This window comes from Xenorhabdus sp. SGI246 (assembly GCF_040838225.1).
Taxonomy (GTDB): domain Bacteria; phylum Pseudomonadota; class Gammaproteobacteria; order Enterobacterales; family Enterobacteriaceae; genus Xenorhabdus; species Xenorhabdus indica.
The window spans coordinates 21,483-40,931 of record NZ_JBFPEZ010000053.1 but is presented as its reverse complement, the minus strand read 5'-3'; the positions used below and the strand labels follow the sequence as shown (position 1 = coordinate 40,931).

Annotated in this window: 17 protein-coding genes and 1 riboswitch; of the genes, 5 read left to right on the top strand and 12 right to left on the bottom strand. The window is 43.5% G+C overall.

The genetic code is table 11. The features are described from left to right. Positions 1-2: 2 nt before the first annotated feature. Entirely contained in the window at positions 3-827 is an 825-nt protein-coding gene (apaH, locus tag ABLA85_RS13325) for a bis(5'-nucleosyl)-tetraphosphatase (symmetrical) ApaH (protein ID WP_367964804.1), read from the top strand. Between the two features lie 74 nt (positions 828-901). On the opposite strand, the gene folA is transcribed toward apaH, so the two are convergent. The 10 genes from folA to nudF all read right to left on the bottom strand — a co-directional run bounded on the left by folA (position 902) and on the right by nudF (position 13,195). Then, positions 902-1,387 (bottom strand): type 3 dihydrofolate reductase, encoded by a 486-nt coding sequence (gene folA / locus ABLA85_RS13320; protein WP_367964803.1) that lies wholly within the window; start codon positions 1,385-1,387, stop codon positions 902-904. Between the two features lie 250 nt (positions 1,388-1,637). After that, positions 1,638-2,915: an insecticidal delta-endotoxin Cry8Ea1 family protein gene (locus ABLA85_RS13315; protein ID WP_367964801.1), complete on the bottom strand. Its 1,278-nt coding sequence runs from the start codon at positions 2,913-2,915 to the stop codon at positions 1,638-1,640. A 108-nt stretch (positions 2,916-3,023) separates the two neighbouring features. Next, positions 3,024-3,455, bottom strand: a complete 432-nt coding sequence (locus tag ABLA85_RS13310) for a JHE-like toxin PirA (RefSeq protein WP_367964799.1) — start codon at positions 3,453-3,455, stop codon at positions 3,024-3,026. Between the two features lie 513 nt (positions 3,456-3,968). After that, positions 3,969-5,393, bottom strand: coding sequence for a cell division protein FtsP (gene ftsP, locus ABLA85_RS13305; protein WP_367964797.1), 1,425 nt, complete (start codon positions 5,391-5,393; stop codon positions 3,969-3,971). 322 nt (positions 5,394-5,715) lie between these two features. Continuing rightward, positions 5,716-6,456: a 1-acylglycerol-3-phosphate O-acyltransferase gene (locus tag ABLA85_RS13300; RefSeq protein WP_367964795.1), complete on the bottom strand. Its 741-nt coding sequence runs from the start codon at positions 6,454-6,456 to the stop codon at positions 5,716-5,718. 85 nt (positions 6,457-6,541) lie between these two features. Then, positions 6,542-8,788 carry a DNA topoisomerase IV subunit A gene (gene parC, locus ABLA85_RS13295; RefSeq protein ID WP_367964793.1) on the bottom strand — a complete coding sequence of 749 codons (2,247 nt, stop codon included), beginning with the start codon at positions 8,786-8,788 and terminating at the stop codon, positions 6,542-6,544. A 163-nt stretch (positions 8,789-8,951) separates the two neighbouring features. Beyond that, positions 8,952-10,847, bottom strand: coding sequence for a DNA topoisomerase IV subunit B (parE, locus tag ABLA85_RS13290; RefSeq protein ID WP_367964791.1), 1,896 nt, complete (start codon positions 10,845-10,847; stop codon positions 8,952-8,954). A gap of 140 nt (positions 10,848-10,987) precedes the next feature. Then, positions 10,988-11,596 (bottom strand): esterase YqiA, encoded by a 609-nt coding sequence (gene yqiA / locus ABLA85_RS13285; protein ID WP_367964789.1) that lies wholly within the window; start codon positions 11,594-11,596, stop codon positions 10,988-10,990. Next, on the bottom strand, positions 11,596-12,435 hold the full coding sequence (cpdA, locus tag ABLA85_RS13280; RefSeq protein ID WP_367964832.1) for a 3',5'-cyclic-AMP phosphodiesterase: 840 nt from the start codon (positions 12,433-12,435) through the stop codon (positions 11,596-11,598). The genes yqiA and cpdA overlap by 1 nt, the downstream gene beginning before the upstream one ends. 106 nt (positions 12,436-12,541) lie before the next feature. Continuing rightward, positions 12,542-13,195, bottom strand: a complete 654-nt coding sequence (gene nudF / locus ABLA85_RS13275) for an ADP-ribose diphosphatase (protein ID WP_367964787.1) — start codon at positions 13,193-13,195, stop codon at positions 12,542-12,544. 219 nt (positions 13,196-13,414) lie between these two features. Here nudF and tolC point away from each other — a divergent pair, with 219 nt between their 5' ends. The 3 genes from tolC (at position 13,415) to ABLA85_RS13260 (ending at position 16,813) form a co-directional block, all read left to right on the top strand. Next, entirely contained in the window at positions 13,415-14,776 is a 1,362-nt protein-coding gene (gene tolC, locus ABLA85_RS13270; RefSeq protein WP_367964785.1) for an outer membrane channel protein TolC, read from the top strand. A gap of 171 nt (positions 14,777-14,947) precedes the next feature. Further along, positions 14,948-15,628: a DUF1190 family protein gene (locus tag ABLA85_RS13265; protein WP_047679303.1), complete on the top strand. Its 681-nt coding sequence runs from the start codon at positions 14,948-14,950 to the stop codon at positions 15,626-15,628. Between the two features lie 24 nt (positions 15,629-15,652). Next, a complete protein-coding gene (locus tag ABLA85_RS13260; protein ID WP_367964783.1) occupies positions 15,653-16,813 on the top strand; it encodes a glutathionylspermidine synthase family protein in 1,161 nt (386 codons plus the stop codon). A gap of 19 nt (positions 16,814-16,832) precedes the next feature. On the opposite strand, the gene ygiD is transcribed toward ABLA85_RS13260, so the two are convergent. Together ygiD and ribB are read right to left on the bottom strand one after the other, a co-directional pair. Beyond that, a complete protein-coding gene (gene ygiD / locus ABLA85_RS13255) occupies positions 16,833-17,609 on the bottom strand; it encodes a 4,5-DOPA dioxygenase extradiol (protein ID WP_367964782.1) in 777 nt (258 codons plus the stop codon). Positions 17,610-17,937: 328 nt separating this feature from the next. Then, entirely contained in the window at positions 17,938-18,591 is a 654-nt protein-coding gene (gene ribB / locus ABLA85_RS13250) for a 3,4-dihydroxy-2-butanone-4-phosphate synthase (protein ID WP_367964780.1), read from the bottom strand. A 120-nt stretch (positions 18,592-18,711) separates the two neighbouring features. After that, a riboswitch (FMN riboswitch) is annotated at positions 18,712-18,933 on the bottom strand. A 176-nt stretch (positions 18,934-19,109) separates the two neighbouring features. Here ribB and ABLA85_RS13245 point away from each other — a divergent pair. Beyond that, a complete protein-coding gene (locus tag ABLA85_RS13245; RefSeq protein WP_367964779.1) occupies positions 19,110-19,388 on the top strand; it encodes an accessory factor UbiK family protein in 279 nt (92 codons plus the stop codon). The last annotated feature ends 61 nt before the right edge of the window (positions 19,389-19,449 follow it).

Below are 19,449 nucleotides of genomic sequence, written 5' to 3'. Positions count from 1 at the left end.
CTATGGCTACATACCTTATCGGCGATATTCATGGCTGTTATCGTGAGCTGATTGCGCTCTTACAACAGGTCGATTTTCATCCTGACAAAGATACGTTATGGCTAACGGGGGATTTAATCGCCCGTGGCCCTGATTCACTGGCTGTTCTGCGCTATGTTAAACAGCTTGGTTCCGCTGTTAAGTTGGTTTTAGGCAATCATGATCTGCATTTGCTGGCTGTGTATAACAAGATCAGCCGCAATAAACCCAAAGATCAATTGGATGAGTTGCTTGCTGCTCCAGATGTCGATGAGTTGGTTAATTGGCTGAGAAAACAGCCGGTATTACAGATCGATGATGAACTGAAGCTGGTCATGACACATGCAGGGTTGACTCCACAATGGGATCTGGATACAGCCAAAATGTGTGCCCGTGAAGTGGAAGCGATTCTGCGCAGTGACAGTTATCCCCTGTTTCTTAACGCTATGTACGGTGATATGCCCAATAGCTGGTCGCCCAAATTAAGTGGATTAGCACGGTTGCGCTACAGTACTAACGTATTAACACGGATGCGCTATTGTTTCCCGAATGGCCAGCTAGATATGATTTGCAAGTCTAAACCTGAAAATGCGCCTGCTCCACTGAAACCTTGGTTTGAATTACCACGCAATATCCCAGAGGATTATTCCATTGCGTTTGGTCACTGGGCAGCGCTGGAAGGTCGGGGCACGCCTGCCGGTATCTATGCTTTGGATACAGGTTGTTGCTGGGGAGGTAAACTGACTCTTTTACGTTGGGAAGATAAGCAGTATTTCAGCCAACCAGCTTTAGTGATAGCTTCAGATTGATTAGACTCGTGATATTTAGTCATGCCGGAGTGTCTTTTGACACTCCGTATCTCAAATCTGATTGGCAAATAAGATCATTTGCGTCGTTCTAGAATCTCAAAACAGTAGCCATGTGAGTTATGTTCATCTGCGTCATGGTATTCGGTAAAGATCGAGTTCCATTCATCTGGTTCATAATCAGGGAAATGGGTATCACCAATCACTTCTGCATCAATATGTGTCAGATACATGCGGTTAGCCAGAGGAATAAATTGTTCATAAATTTTACCTCCGCCTACCACCATGACTTCCTCAACATCACCTGCCGCAGCCAGTGCTTCTTCGACTGAGCTTACCCAAGTTACACGATCGTCACTGGCTGGCTGACGGCTGATTACGATGTTCAGACGCCCCGGTAAAGGACGACCAATCGATTCATAAGTTACCCTTCCCATTACGATCGGTTTTCCGAGTGTATTACGTTTAAACCAGGCTAAATCGCCCGGCAGAGCCCACGGCATGGCATTTTCCATACCAATAACTCGATCCATAGCCATCGCAGCAATCAAGCTGATATTCATTAAGTCACCTTACAGGCATGTAGTATAAAAACTGTGGACACTATACGGAAAGGGGTAGTGACAGTCGATAAGATTAGCAATTTATTCAGAACAAATAATTAGCCTATACATCTAATAGATTTCAGTAGGAAAGATTGCCCCTGGTCACATCAATAACGATATGACCAGGAGGACTCTTTGCAACTAAACAACAACTTGAAACTAACAGTAAATTGCAACCAAACTACAATTCTAATTCTATTAGCAAATATTATTTTTTGTCAGCCATCATATGATATGAAACGGCAATACCTGCGGCTTGACCAGCAAGTGAAGGCTCATCGCTGGCCAAGTAAATCCCCGCAATATAGTGATGATCAACAGCATATTTTCTGTATTTTTTCGCGTAACGCTCACCAATACGCAATAGACGCCCATCACTTAACTTAAATAATGCCTCATCAACAGCACCATTTCCCCATACTTCCAAGCTTTCGATAACACTATCATTTAGCTCAATCGAATTCGTTTCTGAGGTCACCGTACCAAGTGTATAAGATGAACCATTAGTAAATGTAATTTTAATACCACCAACTCTAGGTGCATTCCCAATTCTTTGTACATATCCAATTATGGATTGTATTTTATTGTATTTCCCATTAATTAAAGATGGCTTGAAAGGCTCCTGCATTGCATCATCTTCTGTAAGAGCCTGAATTCTCATTTTGTTAGTCTGACGATCAAATACAGTCGAATAACTGATAGTCTTAGGATAGAAACCACTTTCAAGGCTATTATTCTGTATATGCTCAATTAACTCAATACATTCTAAACCGTGTAATAAACAATATCCTCTTACAGATAATAAATTATTAGTGACACTCCCTGCTGTTGATGTGTTTATAGCATCGTTATATTCATTAGAATACATCGTATGAATATAGTTCTTGGCCTTACCTACTAATTTGTCGATAAGTTCTTTTAATTCATTGACTTCAATATCTGTCAGCCCAATATCTTTTTTCTTCTCTATTCCCATTTTCCAATAAGGGATCTGTAACATAATAGTATTAGTATACATTGGGAGAATCTGGTAATTTGTCCTATTATCAAAGGATTTGAATTTTTCATCTATACTCACCAGATATCTTGCCAAGAACATATATGCATCATGACTTTCCTGACTGCCAGGCGAGTTTTTCAGCATAGATTCTACATGTTCCATTTTCCCTTTGATCTCTTGTATATCTCCATTAAGTATTCCTTTAATGGTTTGTAAAACAGCATTCTCTATCATCTGCTCTACTTTTTGGAGAATTTGCTCCCAAGTATTGTCTTTCTGCTGAGGCCAAAATAGTCCTAACAGAAAGGATAATGCCGGACCTGGACCTGGAATAAATCCTATGCCACCAATAATAGCATCCTTTATGATTGACGACATATCCCATTCATAATCAGGAGTGGAGACTGCATAAAGATCCATAGCCATTACGTCCGTCAGTAAAGGCGATGTTTCATTTTCAGATACAGTAATAGGTGTGGTATTCATAATATTATTTTACCTTAATACCTTAATTAATATGTAGTTAAACAATAGCTTAATTGGATATTTCTTAAGTTAAAATCAAAGCATTTATTATAAATAGATTTTATATCATTATTTATTATATCCAGTAACAAAGGCCCGTTTATCTGTGTCATTATAAATGACGACTTTGCTGTAATATAAAGAGTTACCAGGTGCTTTTAATATTCCATCCTCTCCTGCTTTCACTGTGATAGAGGAAGATTCGAACCATTCTGATGTGAAAGAATGAGACCAATAAAAAACAGCCCTAACTGTTGGTGCAGGGCCAGAGTTGGCTATATAATAATCGGGACGTACTTCAGGAATAATAGGCGTGTCAATTCTTGTTGCCTGCACAGAAGAATGTGGTTCTATTGTTATATCACTATAATTACTGACTGTAAGGGGTTCTGATGCTGGTGTATTTGGGCCGTAAGTTGTCGATACTGGAGTAGGTTCGTTATTACTATTTGTAATTGTAATACCATTAACGCCGTTTGTATTTATATTTATTGTGATCATAAAATCCTTTCCTATTGTTAATGAGTAGTTAAAATATGATTTCTCTCTTGTAGAATATTAACTATTTTTATTTTCATGGTTTTTCATATATCATTATATAATTATAGGGTTATCTATAATTATGAATAGCTTCTCCTTACAGTGAATCCATTTATTTTATTAGTGGATATATTGAACCTATATGTTTTTTCCGCGGGTATTCTAAACATATTGGTAAGCAGTATGAAATATAAAAAATGGCAACTCGGATTAAAAATTATATTACTTATTTAAGTGTATGCTTTAATAATTAAATGCAGGGAATATTTATTGATAGATATTAATCTTAGCCGTGTAAGTGATAAGTCCTGTTATTATTCGTGTTACAGCCATATTTATTTATCTAAACCGAAGATATTTCCATAAGAAAGATTTAAATAATACGATTTACTGATTATTATCAATATCCGTTTTCTTTATTTCTCCTTCAAATCAGACATGCTAACGACCATGAAAAAGGCCTCATAAGAGACCTTACATCCCCGCCGGACTAATAACTAATTGCCCTGCCACCCCATGATCCGCCATTTCCAATATCTGGCTGTAATACATAAAAGGGTAATGTTCATACGATGGCTGCATCATATTTACCAGTAACTCTGTTCTGCCATCAACCCAGACAGTATCTTTCCAGCCATAATCCTGAGGTTCTGGCCGCACACCGTTGTGGTTGATGACCTTAAATCTGGCACCTTCAATATGGAAAGGTTGTGGAACCGAGGTAGTGACTACCCAACGTTCCCACGCCCCTTGGTGGCTGGTTATATCAATACGGCCTGAATGCAATAATGCGCCATTGATCCCTTGTGTTTCATCCCCTAAAACGATCTGCCGATTGCGAATCGAAGTATTAATTTCCGCCGTATCCACGACAAGCTGAGAGGGTAACGCTTCCGTGACCAGGGGTAATAATCCCCCCGATTTAATTGTCAGAACGTTCGTTGAACGTAATTTGTTGGATGGTTCAAACAGCCCTTTCAGGCGATCAATCATGCCAGCAGATTCACCTGCGGTAATAACCACGCTATCCACTTTTGACATATCCACCAGCACTTCACGACGTTCTCCCGGTGCAAGAAAAAGCGTCTGCACTGCAACTGGCGCAGGCAGTAGCCCCTGGTCGGTCGCAACCATATAAAAAGGTCTACCATCACTGAGTTGCAATTGGAAGCGGCGAGCATTGGCTGCATTCAATAAACGCAGTCTGATCCAGCCCTTGGCAACTTCAATAAAAGGATCTTCCACACCATTAACAACTAATGTATCACCAAGAAAGCCCTGAGCGGCAGAGGCTTTGTCATACCGGGGAGCGCCAAAATTGTCCAACCGTTTGTCTTGCAGAATAACGGGGAAATCATCAACCCCATAATGTTTAGGCAAAGGTAGGTTACGGCTGCTTTCATCTTCTACCAACCACATTCCCGCCAGCCCTGCATAAACCTGTCTCGCCATTCGGTGTGGTGTATTAGCGTGATACCAGCATGTCGCTGCCGGCTGCTCAATGGGAATGACGGGCGACCAATTTCCATTAGAGGGGATCAGACGTGTTGCTCCACCCATTAATGTTCCGGGGACTTGCAACCCACTCACCGTCATTGAAACAGGCTCCGACAAGCGGTTGCTATATATCAGCTTTACGTTATCTCCTTTACGGACACGAATAGTCGGCCCTAAGTAAAGCCCATTGATACCCCATACCGAAGCCTTATTTTTTCCATCAAAAGACCAGTTGGATTTCTGTAGAGCCAAAAACAGAGGCTGTCCGCCACGGGATTCCAGCAAAGGGGGAACAGGCAATGCTGTTTGTTGATCTTTATTAGCTCGAACCGCAAAAGGGAGCGCCCCTAAACACATTGCCAAACCAGATGCCTGAATAAATTGGCGCCGACTCAGTGACATATTTTCTCCACGGCAGGAATAATCTCCACGACAAGAAAGAATAGCATCCCAAATTGATTGCTTATGCACACTCAATAAATTTCGAGTTACATCACGGTGGTAAGTGATTGAATTCCCCAATGTAGGGATATTAGGATTTATTATTCTGTCGAATTACGTTCTATTGATTACGTTTTATCGATTACATTTAATAAAAACGCTAATTTATTAAAAAACAATCATATCGCGAATAGGGGATAAATTCTAAAACTATCTTAAATTTATAGTCAGAATTCATCCCCAAACCAGAAAGGAAAGGGCTGTAATGCTAGAATATTTAGTTTTAATTCAACTGACTACGTTTGTTAAGTTCGTCTACTTCTTTATCCAGCTCTTCAATCTTGGTTTGCATCATTTGGCGACAATATTCAGCCAATTCACGCACCTGCTCTTTTGTATATTTCGCCGTATCAATGGGAGGCAACATCTCAACAATAACAACACCATTGTTCCAACGATTGAGTTTTATTCTGTCATGGGTTGAGGAGACACAAACAGGTACAATCGGCACACCAGCCGCAATGGCCGCATGAAAAGCACCGGTTTTAAACGGCAGTAAACCACGCCCACGGCTACGAGTACCTTCCGGGAACATCCAGACAGAGACTCGATTCTTTTTGATCTGATCCACAACTTGTGAAATCGTTCCGTGCGCTTTTGTCCGGTTTTCCCTGTCAATCAGGATATTCCCCGTCAGCCAATACAACTGACCAAAGAAAGGGATAAAGAGCAGACTCTTCTTACCAACAGTCACCGTGCGTGGCTGTACGGCATTCGACATCGTTATCATGTCGTAGTTATTCTGGTGATTACCAATATAGATGCTCGAACCATATTGAGAAGAATCTTCAGGAATGCGCTCTATCAAAGTGATACCGAATATTTTATGTAGCTTGCCAAATGCCCGGCCAAAGGTCATCACATGGCGCGGATCTCGCGGACTAAATAAACAATAAATTCCACCAAATATACAGATCAAAATGGTGAACAAAATAACAATGATCCCACGAATAATGGTTAACATAGTTTTCTCTTGCAGTTTCCTGTAGCAAGGCAGGCCAGCGCCACACTGACCCGCTATTAAAGGTTATTTAAGATGTTTTTATTTATTACACACTCAACACTTCTACACGTTCAACACGCTGTAATCCGCGTGGCAGTGAAGTTCCTTTGCGTCCTCTCTCTGCCCGGAATTTCTGCAAATCCTCTGGGTAAAGCTGCAATTTGCGTTTACCGAAATAAAGCGTGATTGAGGATTTCGGAGACAGTACCAGCAACCAGCTCAACATATCTTCTCCTGAAGCGGCCTGAGAAGCGGTAATGGAAACAATTTTGTTACCTTTACCTTTTGAAAGCTGTGGAAGATCTGCGACCGGGAACATCAACATACGACCTGCTTTAGTGATAGCCAGTAACATATCATCCTGCTCATTGGTGATCTCCAATGGTGGCATGACCTTAGCATTCTGTGGCAACGTGATCAGTGCTTTCCCCGCCCTGTTTTTAGCAATCAGGTCATTGAAAGTACAGATGAAACCATAACCTGCATCAGATGCCATCAAAAATCTCTGATCGTCTTTCGCCATTAGCAGATGTTCAACTGACGCCCCTGCCGGTAATGCCAGTTTGCCGGTCAGAGGTTCCCCCTGCCCTCTGGCAGATGGCAAGTCCAATGGGTCAACGGAATAACTACGCCCCGTACTATCAATAAAGACCACTGGCTGATTACTCTTACCACGCACAGCACTACGGAAGCTGTCACCAGATTTGTAATTCAAACCCGCAGGATCGATTTCATGCCCTTTCGCACTACGTACCCAACCCATTTGAGACATAACAACAGTGATCGGCTCAGATGGCAGGATATCGTGATCGTTCATGGCTTTCGCTTCTGAACGCTCTTTCAGCGGAGAACGGCGCTCGTCACCATAGTTTTCCGCATCGGCAATAATCTCTTTTTTCAGCAGGGTATTCAGCTTACGCTCAGAAGCAAGGATAGCCTGAAGTTTATCCCGCTCTTTTGCCAGCCCATCCTGCTCAGCACGGATTTTAACTTCTTCCAGCTTCGCCAAATGACGCAGTTTCAGCTCCAGAATCGCTTCCGCCTGTGTTTCTGTTAATCCAAAACGCTGCATCAATACTGGTTTTGGTTCATCTTCACTACGGATAATATGGATAACTTCATCAATGTTGAGATACGCTGTCAGCAAACCTTCCAGAATATGCAGACGCTTAAGTACTTTTTCCAGGCGATGGTTCAGGCGGTTACGCACCGTTTCACGCCGGAAAACCAACCACTCACTGAGGATTTCAACCAGACCTTTTACACTTGGACGATTATCCAGACCAATCATGTTGAGGTTAACACGATAGCTTTTTTCCAGATCGGTTGTTGCAAACAGATGATTCATGACCTGCTCAACATCCACACGATTCGTTCTTGGCACAATCACCAAACGTATCGGATTTTCATGATCGGATTCATCACGTAGATCATCTACCATCGGCAGTTTTTTCGAACGCATCTGGCTTGCAATCTGTTCCAACACTTTCGCACCGGATACTTGATGTGGCAGAGCAGTAATAACAACATTGCCCTCTTCTTTTGACCACACGGCACGCATGCGTATTGAACCACGCCCATTTTTGTAGATTTTACGGATATCTTCTTTTGAAGTAATGATTTCTGCTTCTGTTGGATAATCCGGCCCCTTCACATACTCCATGACTTCATCAAGTGAACATTCAGGTTTATCCAACATAGCGATCAGCGCGTTTGCTACTTCACGTGTATTGTGTGGAGGTATATCGGTCGCCATACCAACAGCAATACCCGTAGTTCCGTTTAACAGGATATTCGGCAAGCGCGCAGGCAGCATTTTGGGTTCCTGCAACGTACCATCAAAGTTTGGCACCCAATCTACAGTACCGTGACCAAGTTCACTCAGCAGTAATTCTGCATACTTAGACAGGCGGGATTCGGTATAACGCATCGCTGCAAAAGATTTTGGATCATCTGGAGCACCCCAGTTCCCCTGGCCATCCACCAGTGGATAACGGTAAGAGAAAGGCTGCGCCATCAAGACCATTGCTTCATAACAGGCTCCATCTCCATGTGGATGGTATTTACCCAGTACATCACCGACAGTACGGGCAGATTTTTTGAATTTTGCACTGTTATTCAGCCCAAGCTCTGACATCGCATAGACAATACGGCGCTGAACAGGCTTTAAGCCATCACCAATAAAAGGCAGCGCCCTGTCCATGATGACGTACATGGAATAGTTCAAATAGGCGTTTTCAGTGAATGTATGGAGCGGTTGACGCTCTACACCATCGTGAGTTATCTCACTCATGTATTAATTTCCTCAGAATCTGTCTTGACTACCGTGCGCTACGCTTCTGTTGGTTATATCTAATGTTGGTTACACCTTATATTGGTCACACCTAAAGTTGTGCTACACAAACTGTGTTATAACCAAGCAGTGTTATAACTAAATGCGTTATAACTGGGTTGCGCTATAACTCAATCTCGATGGCATCACCCTTTTCTTGCAACCAATTACGGCGATCTTCCGAGCGTTTTTTCGCCAGAAGCATATCCATAACAGAGAGGGTTTCCTGATAATTCTCATCGTTGATAGTCAATTGCACCAGACGGCGAGTATTGGGGTCTAATGTGGTTTCACGTAATTGTATTGGGTTCATCTCACCTAACCCTTTGAAGCGCTGAACATTCGGTTTTCCACGCTTGCGGCTCAGGCGGTCTAATATCGCGCTCTTTTCACCTTCATCCAACGCATAGTGCACCTCTTTACCAAGGTCAATGCGATACAATGGAGGCATTGCCATATAAACATGACCACGTCTTACTAATGTCGGGAAATGGCGGACAAACAAGGCGCACAAAAGTGTTGCAATATGCAAGCCGTCAGAATCTGCATCCGCCAGAATACAAATTTTACCGTAACGTAATTGGCTGATATCTTCACTGTCAGGATCAATACCGATGGCTACGGAAATATCATGCACTTCCTGTGAAGCCAGTACCTCATCTGAAGAGACTTCCCATGTGTTCAGGATCTTACCACGCAGAGGCATAATCGCCTGAAACTCACGATCACGAGCTTGTTTGGCAGAACCGCCTGCGGAATCCCCTTCCACCAGAAACAGTTCGGTGACATTCAGATCCTGTGACGTACAGTCTGCCAGTTTACCCGGCAGTGCAGGGCCGTTGGTCAGTTTTTTACGCACGACTTTCTTTGCTGCACGCATACGGCGCTGTGCACTGGCAATTGCCATTTCAGCCAGTTGTTCAGCTTCCTGAATATGCTGGTTCAGCCACAGACTGAAAGCATCTTTGACAACGCCGGAAACAAAGGCCGCAGACTGGCGCGATGATAAACGCTCTTTGGTCTGTCCGGCAAATTGTGGGTCCTGCATTTTGAGAGATAACACGTAGGCACAGCGATCCCAGATATCATCTGCGGAAAGTTTAACACCGCGAGGCAGTATATTGCGGAATTCACAGAACTCACGCATTGCATCCAACAGCCCTTGACGCAAGCCATTAACATGGGTTCCACCTTGTATCGTCGGGATCAGGTTAACATAGCTTTCTCCCAACAATTCGCCACCTTCCGGCAGCCAGAGCAATGCCCAGTCAACCGCTTCGGTTTCACCGCTGAGAGTGCCCACAAATGGCGATTGCGGTAATGTTACCAGCCCATTGACGGCTTCCAGCAAGTAATCTGTCAGACCATCGGCATAACACCATTTTTGTGCTGTTCCTGCCAGTTTGTCCTTAAAGACAATCTCCACGCCAGGACACAAAACCGCCTTCGCTTTCAGAAGGTGGGTTAAGCGAGAAGTCGAGAAGCGAGGAGTATCAAAATAACTTTCATCCGGCCAGAAATGAACACTGGTGCCTGTATTGCGTTTTCCGCAGCTCCCGATAACTTCCAGCTCCTGCACCTTATCGCCATTTTCAAAAGCGATCTGATGAACCTGACTATCGCGACGAACGGTCACTTCGACTCGTTTGGAAAGGGCATTAACTACTGAAATCCCCACGCCATGCAATCCACCGGAAAATTGGTAGTTTTTATTGGAAAATTTACCACCTGCATGCAGACGGGTCAGGATCAACTCAACTGCGGATACTTTTTCTTCAGGATGGATATCAACCGGCATACCACGGCCATCATCTATCACTTCCAGAGACTGATCGCTGTGGAGGATCACTTCAATATGCTTCGCGTGACCAGCTAGCGCTTCGTCCACACTATTATCGATCACTTCCTGTGCCAGATGATTCGGGCGGGCTGTGTCGGTATACATTCCTGGACGACGACGAACTGGCTCCAGGCCACTGAGGACTTCAATGGCCTCTGCGTTATAACTAGATTGAGTCATGTTGTAATTCTGTCGGTTGCTTCATGATTTAAAGAGGGTCAATCAGTATTGATTACCCTGCGTTTCCCGGGTTACCGATTTATGGGTTGCGGCCTCACCCGAAAATCCATTGGGTAGATACTGTTGATAATACCAGTCACTTACTTGTTTTTGGCAATTTTTTTACTATCGCCACTGGTTAGCCCCAAGAAGTCAATAATTTGAGGAAAATAGTATTCGAAACCAATAAAAGCATGATTCCCACCTGATTCGACCGTCTGCCTGCACTGCATTAGGTATGCAACCGCCTGACGGTAATCCAGCACTTCATCCCCGGTTTGTTGCAATAACCAGATAAGATCCGGTGACTCCAACGGGTCAATGTGCATCACTTTGAGATCATAGATGTGGCTTTGTTCAAGAGTATACCGCTCTTTGGTATAGGGGTTCACGTTTTCCCCAAGATACTCCTGAAGAATATCGAATGGACGAACCGCAGGATTGACGACTACGGCTGGCAGGCCAAAACATTGTGAAAGCCAAATAGCCAGATAGCCACCGAGTGAAGAACCGACCAAACCAATCTGTTCCCCGGCACGACTTATTACCAGTTCTTCCAGCAAGGCGGCTGTATCTTCAGGATAAGGAGGTAATTGTGGCACCAACATATCTATTTCAGAATGCTGTTGGTGCAGCCATGTTTTCAGCGTATTTGCCTTCTCTGATTGTGGCGAACTGTTAAAACCATGTAGATAAAGTAACGTTGACATTAATACCCGTCCGAATCTAAATCCGGGAAAAATTCATTACTCTTGAGCCTGTGAAGCTGCGTTTGCAATTTCGCTTCTCCCTCGCCAGTCACAGACAATTCAAGATAACGCCAACCCGGGGCCACTGTATCAAGCATAAAATTAGTACAATGTGGTTTAAATTGCACACAAGTTGATGGCGTCGCCATAACACGAATACCATTCCACATATCATCCAGCTCCTGATGAATGTGCCCACATAGTATTGTTTTCACCTGCGGTTTATTTTTCAAGAATTCTGCTAATGCAGGAGCATTACGTAAACAGTGTTGATCCAACCAGGTGCAACCCGATAGTACAGGATGGTGGTGCAACATGACAATCGCATAACGATCCCTGTGCTCATCCAGACATTTTGTCATCCACTCAAGCTGGTAATCCGTTAATTCACCGTGAGGAACTCCTTGCACTTGACTGTCTAGCATGATTAATTGCCAGTGCTGACCAATGAATATTTGCTTAGAAAGAGGGAGCCCCGCGGCTGTCAGTACATCAACCATCGCAGGCTGATAATCATGATTACCGGGTAACCAAACGCAAGGGGCAGGCAAACGGGCAACACCTTCAACAAAATGTTGATAAGCACCGATAGTTTGATCCTGAACCAAATCACCTGTAGCAACTACCAAATCGAGATCGAGATTCTGCTCAAGGATCGCATCCAGCACAGCATGATAACTGCGATAGGTATTAACGCCTAGCAGCGAGTCACCCTTATTGGCGAAAAGGTGCATGTCGGTGATTTGCAATATTCTTGCTGTGGCGCCTTTTGCCACAGGTATTTCAAGCAGGCTTTCCAAATGGTTTCCTTTTCCTGTCGATCTATAGGAGATTATTCTAACGTGCTTTTTCACATAAGATCTGCTGACTGGGGCACACTTCGCGTTTCCCAAGGCAAATGAGAGATTATCTCTCCAACCACGCTTTTTTGAGTTTTTCATGGTGCAACGTCAGCCATTGTATTGCAATAACGGAAGCCGCATTATCGATAATTCCCTCCTCAACCCATTGGTAAGCCTGTTCACGACTGACAGCCAGCACCCGGATATCTTCATTTTCACCTTCCAGACCGTGAATACCAAAAGCAGTAGAAGAATCGACCTCCCCAACAAAAATATGCATACGCTCTGTTGTTCCTCCGGGGCTTGAAAGGTAACTCAATGCTGGTTGACAACGTTTGACCTCAATACCCGCTTCCTCCATCGCCTCACGGCGAACAACCTGTTCGGCAATTTCCCCTTCTTCGATCATGCCTGCAATCACTTCCAGTAACCACGGCGTTTGACTGGTTTCAATTGCCGGAATGCGGATTTGTTCAATCAGAACCACTTCATCACGTATCGGATCATAAGGTAACAAAACGCCTGCATGACCTCGCTCAAATACTTCACGTTTAATGGTTTCACTCCATCCTCCACAAAACAGACGGTGTCTGAATTGATATTCCGTCATTTTAAAAAAACCACGGTAGAGCGGCTTACGGGAAATAACTTCAACATCTTGTTTCGTAAAAGTACGTGGTTTTGTAGGAACAAGCGGTGAGGTAAAATCTTCACGCATAAAGACTCCTGATTGTTATCTTTTATTTACCTATTATTAAAATGTATTTTGTCATATTGGTCTAAATAAATTCGTTTTGAAGATACAAACAGACCAGAAAATAAGGCAATATGGCACAAACAGCCACCCTATCCTGCAAGTATTCTCTGCTAGAATCTGTAATATTGTTTTTTATGCAGAGGCAACTTAGGCAAAATAGCTGCACAACAAGGAACGCAAATGAAAAAATTGCTATCTCTTTTTATCGCTATAAATCTGGTAGGTTTCAGTACCTCAAGCCATGCAGAAGATCTATTGCAAATTTACAAACAGGCAAAAGAAACTAATCCTGAATTGCTTAAGGCACTAGCTGACCGCAATTCGGTTTTTGAAGGAATTAATATAGCCCGTAGTCCTTTGTTACCTCGGTTAGAGCTAGATGTGAGCGCTAAATATGGTAAGGCTTTCCGTAATAGCAAACAAGAAAACTATGGTACTAATGCAGATTTAACTCTGAGCCAGACAATTTTCGATATGTCCACATGGAACAAACTGAGTCAGGCTGAAAAGAATGCAGGAATTGCCGATATTACTTACCAAAAAACTCAGCAGCAGTTAATTCTGGATACTGCCAACGCCTATTTTGATGTTCTGAGTAAGATCGATTCTCTGACTTATACCGACGCCCAGAAAGCCTCACTGTATCGACAATTAGATCAAATAACTCAACGCTTCAATGTAGGGCTGGCTGCCATTACTGACGTGCAGAACTCCCGTGCCCAATATGACAGCATTCTGGCACAGGAAGTTTCTGATCGTAACAACCTGGACAATTCTCTGGAAAAATTACGTCTGATTACCGGGGTTTATTATCCACAGTTAGCTTCATTAAATATTGAACGCTTCAAAACAAATAAGCCTGAACCTGCCGAAGTTATACTAAAAGAAGCTGAAGCCCGCAATCTGAGCTTGTTATCCGCACGCTTGACACAAGATTTGAGACGCGAGCAAATTAAAGAGGCACAAACTGGCTACATGCCAACCATCAAATTATCGGCAAGTACAGGGGTCGGTAATGAACATCAACGTAACGGAGGATACAGCAATCAATATTCTGGAAACAATTCTGTCGGTGTATCCTTAAATCTGCCACTTTATAATGGCGGAGCAACCAGTTCTCAAGTTGAACAGGCCAAATATGATTTTGTCGCCAGTAGCCAAGAACTGGAAAATACTTATCGCAAAGTAATTCAGGATGTACGTTCTTCTACCAATAATATTGCGGCCTCTATCAGTAGTATTGAAGCTAACAAACAAGCTGTGCTCTCTGCCGAAAGTTCATTACACTCCACAGAGGCCGGTTATCATGTAGGAACCCGTACCATCGTTGATGTACTGAATTCCACCTCTAAGCTGTACGAGACAAAGCGAAGTCTCTCTAAAGCACGTTATGATTATCTGCTCAATCTGTTAATTAATCAGCAAGCCCGCGGTACTTTAAGTGAAGACGATCTGGCGGCACTGAACAACCTGTTAGGTTCACAGGTTCCAACTTCCGCCAGCAGTATTATTAAAGAGATGAAAACACCATCAATTCGATGAATTAATGCGCTATCGTTTTCAATTAAAAAAAGTTATATTAAAGACGCTATACTAAAAAAGCAGCCCGCCGTTGTGTGGGCTATTTTTTAATAAGATCCTCAGGAGCCGTCCCATTGCGCATCATTGGTGGGATTCGCTCTTAATCTGATACCTTTAAGATGGATGCCCCCTATGACAATGAAACGGACAAAAGAGATTAACCGTGATAATTTTCGTAAAGCATGGCGAAATTATCGTCTTGCACCTGTGGCACTCGCTGTCAGTGCGGTTTTCATGCTTTCTGCCTGTGAACAGAACGATGAAACGGTATCGCTTTATACCAATGCCGATGAGTGTTCCAAGGCAAATCCTTCTCAAAGTGAACAATGCACTATCGCTTATAACAACGCCCTGAAAGAAGCAGAAAAAACGGCACCGAAATACGCAACCCGTGAAGACTGTGTTGCTGAGTTTGGTGAACAACAATGTACTCAAGCCCCCGCACAGGCCGGTGTTGGTAATCAGGCTCAGGCACAAAGCAGCAGTGGTAGCTTCTGGATGCCGTTGATGGCAGGCTACATGATGGGTCGTTTGATGGGCGGGAACTCAGCTCCTTCACAACCGCTGTTCTCATCAAAATCTGCCAGTAGCCCAGCTAATGGCAAGTTTGTTGATGCAACAGGTAAGAGTTACGGCCCGGCTACGGCTGGCGGTCGTACCATGTCTGTACCCAAAACAGCAATGGCACCAAAACCAGCAACCACATCGACCATTACCCGTGGTGGGTTCGGTGATACAGTAGCAAAACAATCCAGTATGCAGCGCTCATCTGCTGGTTCAAGTTCCAGCTCTTCCCGTTCAATGGGCGGTTAAGTCAAGGTGAGTGATTAAATAAAGATGAAACGCATTAATATTAATGAACGCCCGGACTGGCGCGAAAAAGCAACAGAATATGGTTTCAATTTCCACACCATGTATGGCCAACCCTACTGGAGTGAAGAGGCTTATTATCAATTCAATCTGAGCCAGATTGAAGAAATTGAAGGCGTCACCGAAGAACTGCATCAGATGTGTTTGCAGGTTGTGGAAAAAGTCGTCAATAGCGAAGAACTGCTGACTAAGTTTCAGATCCCTAAGCATTGTTGGGAATTTGTCCGTTCTTCATGGGTAACCAGCCAACCTTCACTCTATTCCCGCCTGGATTTAGCCTATGATGGTCAGAATCCACCAAAATTGCTGGAAAACAATGCAGATACCCCGACATCGCTGTATGAATCTGCTTTCTTCCAATGGATCTGGCTGGAAGACCAGATGAATGCCGGCAATTTGCCCTCAAATGCAGATCAGTTCAATAGCTTACAAGAAAAACTGATTGAGCGTTTTGAACAGTTACGTGAAAAACACGGGTTTGGCCTGCTGCATATGGCGTGTTGTCAGGACAGTGACGAAGATCGTGGCACAATCCAATATCTACAGGATTGTGCTTCAGAAGCGGGTATTGCAACGGAATTCCTGTTTATTGAAGAGATTGGTCTTGGTGAAAAGGGACAGTTTACGGATTTGCAGGATCAAGTGATCAGCAATCTGTTTAAGCTATATCCGTGGGAATTCATGCTGCGTGAAATCTTCTCAACCAAACTGGCTGATGCGGGAGTCCGTTGGCTGGAGCCTGCATGGAAGAGCATTATTTCCAACAAAGCGTTACTGCCAATGCTGTGGAAGATGTTCCCGGATCATCCAAATCTGTTGCCTGCTTATTTTGCCGATGAACGTCCGGCAGAGATGAACAGTTATGTAATTAAACCTTTCTTCTCCCGTGAAGGAGCCAATATTCGTATTATCGAAAATGGCCGGGAAATTGCCAACGCCGATGGCCCATATGGTGAAGAAGGTATGATCGTTCAGCAGTTCCATTCCCTGCCGAAATTCGACAATAGTCATGCGCTGGTAGGTAGCTGGTTAGTCAATGATCAAGCGGCGGGTATCTGTATTCGTGAAGATCGTGAATTAATCACGCAAGATCTGTCCCGTTTCTACCCGCACATTATTCTGGATTAAGTCATCCGAATTGAGTTATTTATCCGAATTGGATTGTCAACATACTCAAAGAGCCGTCTTCAATACCTTCAACAGGCGTTGAAATTGGCTCTTTTTTATCCCATGTTCCTAACACATAGAAAAGTGGCAGAAAGTGTTCTGATGTCGGGTGAGATAGCTTACCATCTTCCCTGTCCAGGGCCTGCAATAAAGGATGTGGTTCCTCAAGGCTGGTCAAATTCTCGCGCACAAACTGTTCAAAAGACAGAGCCCATGAATAAGGCTCAGCTCCCACCTGCTCTGCAAGCTGGTTATGCACAACATTCCCGCTTCCTATGATCATAACGCCTTCATCACGGAGCATAGATAATTTCTTACCCATCTCATAATAGAAAGAAGTGGATTGATTACGATCTATACTCAATTGAATAACAGGAATAGCCGCATCAGGATACATTTTAGCTAATATTCCCCAAGAGCCGTGATCCAATCCCCATTCTCCAAAATCCGTTTCGACCTCAATGGGTTCAAGAATATCCTGTACCAATACAGCCAGTTCAGGAAAACCTTTCGCTGGATACTGTTTCTCATGTAACTCTCTGGGGAAGTTGCCAAAATCATGGATAGTTCTTGGTTGGACCATTGCCGTCACAGCAGTGCCGTTTGTATACCAATGCGCAGAAATCACCAGAATTGCCCTTGGTGTGGGTAACTTTTGTCCCAATTCGAACCAGGCACGTGAATAACAGTTGTCTTCAATGGCATTCACTGGACTACCATGACCAATGAATAACGCGGGTATTCTCAGGAGACTCATTTTCGTCCCTCATGCGGCAAATCAAACATGATAGTTATGATAATGACAAAAAAATTATGGCAAGATTATGAAGCTTCTTCCTTGAATGTGACCAATCAAAAAATAATGGAGCACTTCAAAAATACTGAAAGGCCACAGGGTGTGGGCTGCGGCCTTACAAGCGTACATGCGATATAACTGATATATTCTACCCCGTCCGGCCCTTTATGCCGAACTATTTTTACCCTTCATCCGTCAATTAGCAGTTTTATTAGCTGTATATTGAGAATTATGGGGTATTCCATGCTAGTGGAAGAAAATTTCAGTAGTAAAAAACAACTATGCTAAGTCAGCTAACCGCCTTTTCCATCTTAATACGATAGTCAACCAGATCGTCAATGGTGACCACTGGCATATCGTGCTGTTTTGCAAACTCAATAACCTCAGGCGCTCTAGCCATTGAACCATCATCGTTTGTCAGTTCACATAGCACCCCTGCTGGTTTGAAACCCGCAAGTTTCACTAAATCAATCGTCGCTTCGGTATGACCACGGCGGGTTAACACCCCCCCATTCTGTGCCCGCAGAGGGAAAACATGCCCAGGGCGATTCAGATCATTCGGTTGCGCGTCATCAGCTATGGCTGCACGAATGGTAGTAATACGATCTGCGGCAGAAACGCCGGTTGTTACTCCCTGTGCAGCTTCAATAGTGACAGTGAAAGCTGTCTGATATTGGCTGGAGTTGTTTTCGACCATCATAGGTAACTGCAATTGCTGACGGCGTTTTTCCGTCATACAGAGGCACACAATCCCGCTGCCATGGCGGATAGTTAATGCCATCTGTTCCACGGTCATAGTTTCGGCAACGAAAATCATATCGCCTTCATTTTCACGATTTTCATCGTCCAGTACCATTACACCATGGCCTGCACGCAAAGCAGCTATCGCACGTTCGACACGTTCAAATGGCGTACCATAAGAAGAAAGTAGCGTCTGATTCATGGTAAAAAAACCTCTTTTAAAATGTATGGATTACCAGAATCAGGGCGATTTTGAGGAGTTGATATTGCTTAAAAATACAGCAATAAAAACAACAGACGAGCGCAAGCGCCCGGTTGATACTGTTATTCTCTCCCATCCGGACTATTACCGTCGGCTCCAGAATCACACTGGATCTGCTGACCTCTGTTTTATCCTCATTAGTTCCTGACAACCAATTTTTGACAACACGTTTCTATCAAAAAAGGATAATGACAAACAGAGCGCTCGCGGGCTTCATGAAATCACTCGAAGTCATTTCACTTTACCGCCGGTAGGGACTTTCACCCTGCCCTGAGATAAACAATTTGACTATAACGTTTATAATTCATCAGAGCAATCGACAAAAGCAAATATAAAACCGATCTCTCAATCAATTGTGCTTTTGTCATCAGGTATTAAAATAGCAACAATACACTGTTTTGTTATTCATTTAACAGCCCTGTCATTTAAACAGCGCAGCCATTAAAAGGATGATCATCATGCTCGATACCAAAAAAATTGAACAAATTGCCCGCCAGATCCACAGTGCTATGCCGAAAGGCGTAAAAGAGTTCGGTGATGATGTAGAGAAAAAATTGCGTACTATATTGCAATCCCAACTGAGCAAACTGGATCTCGTCAATCGTGAAGAGTTTGATATCCAGACTCAGGTATTACTGCGTACCCGTGAAAAATTGGTTAGTATGGAACAGCGTCTGAGTGAACTGGAAGCTCGCCTCAAAAGCCAACAACCAAGTGCTGAAAAGAAAGCGGAATAACGGTATTGAGGAGAATTGCGACAAGAAACAATTCTCCTGCTTATTCAGGCAATGCCGTTTA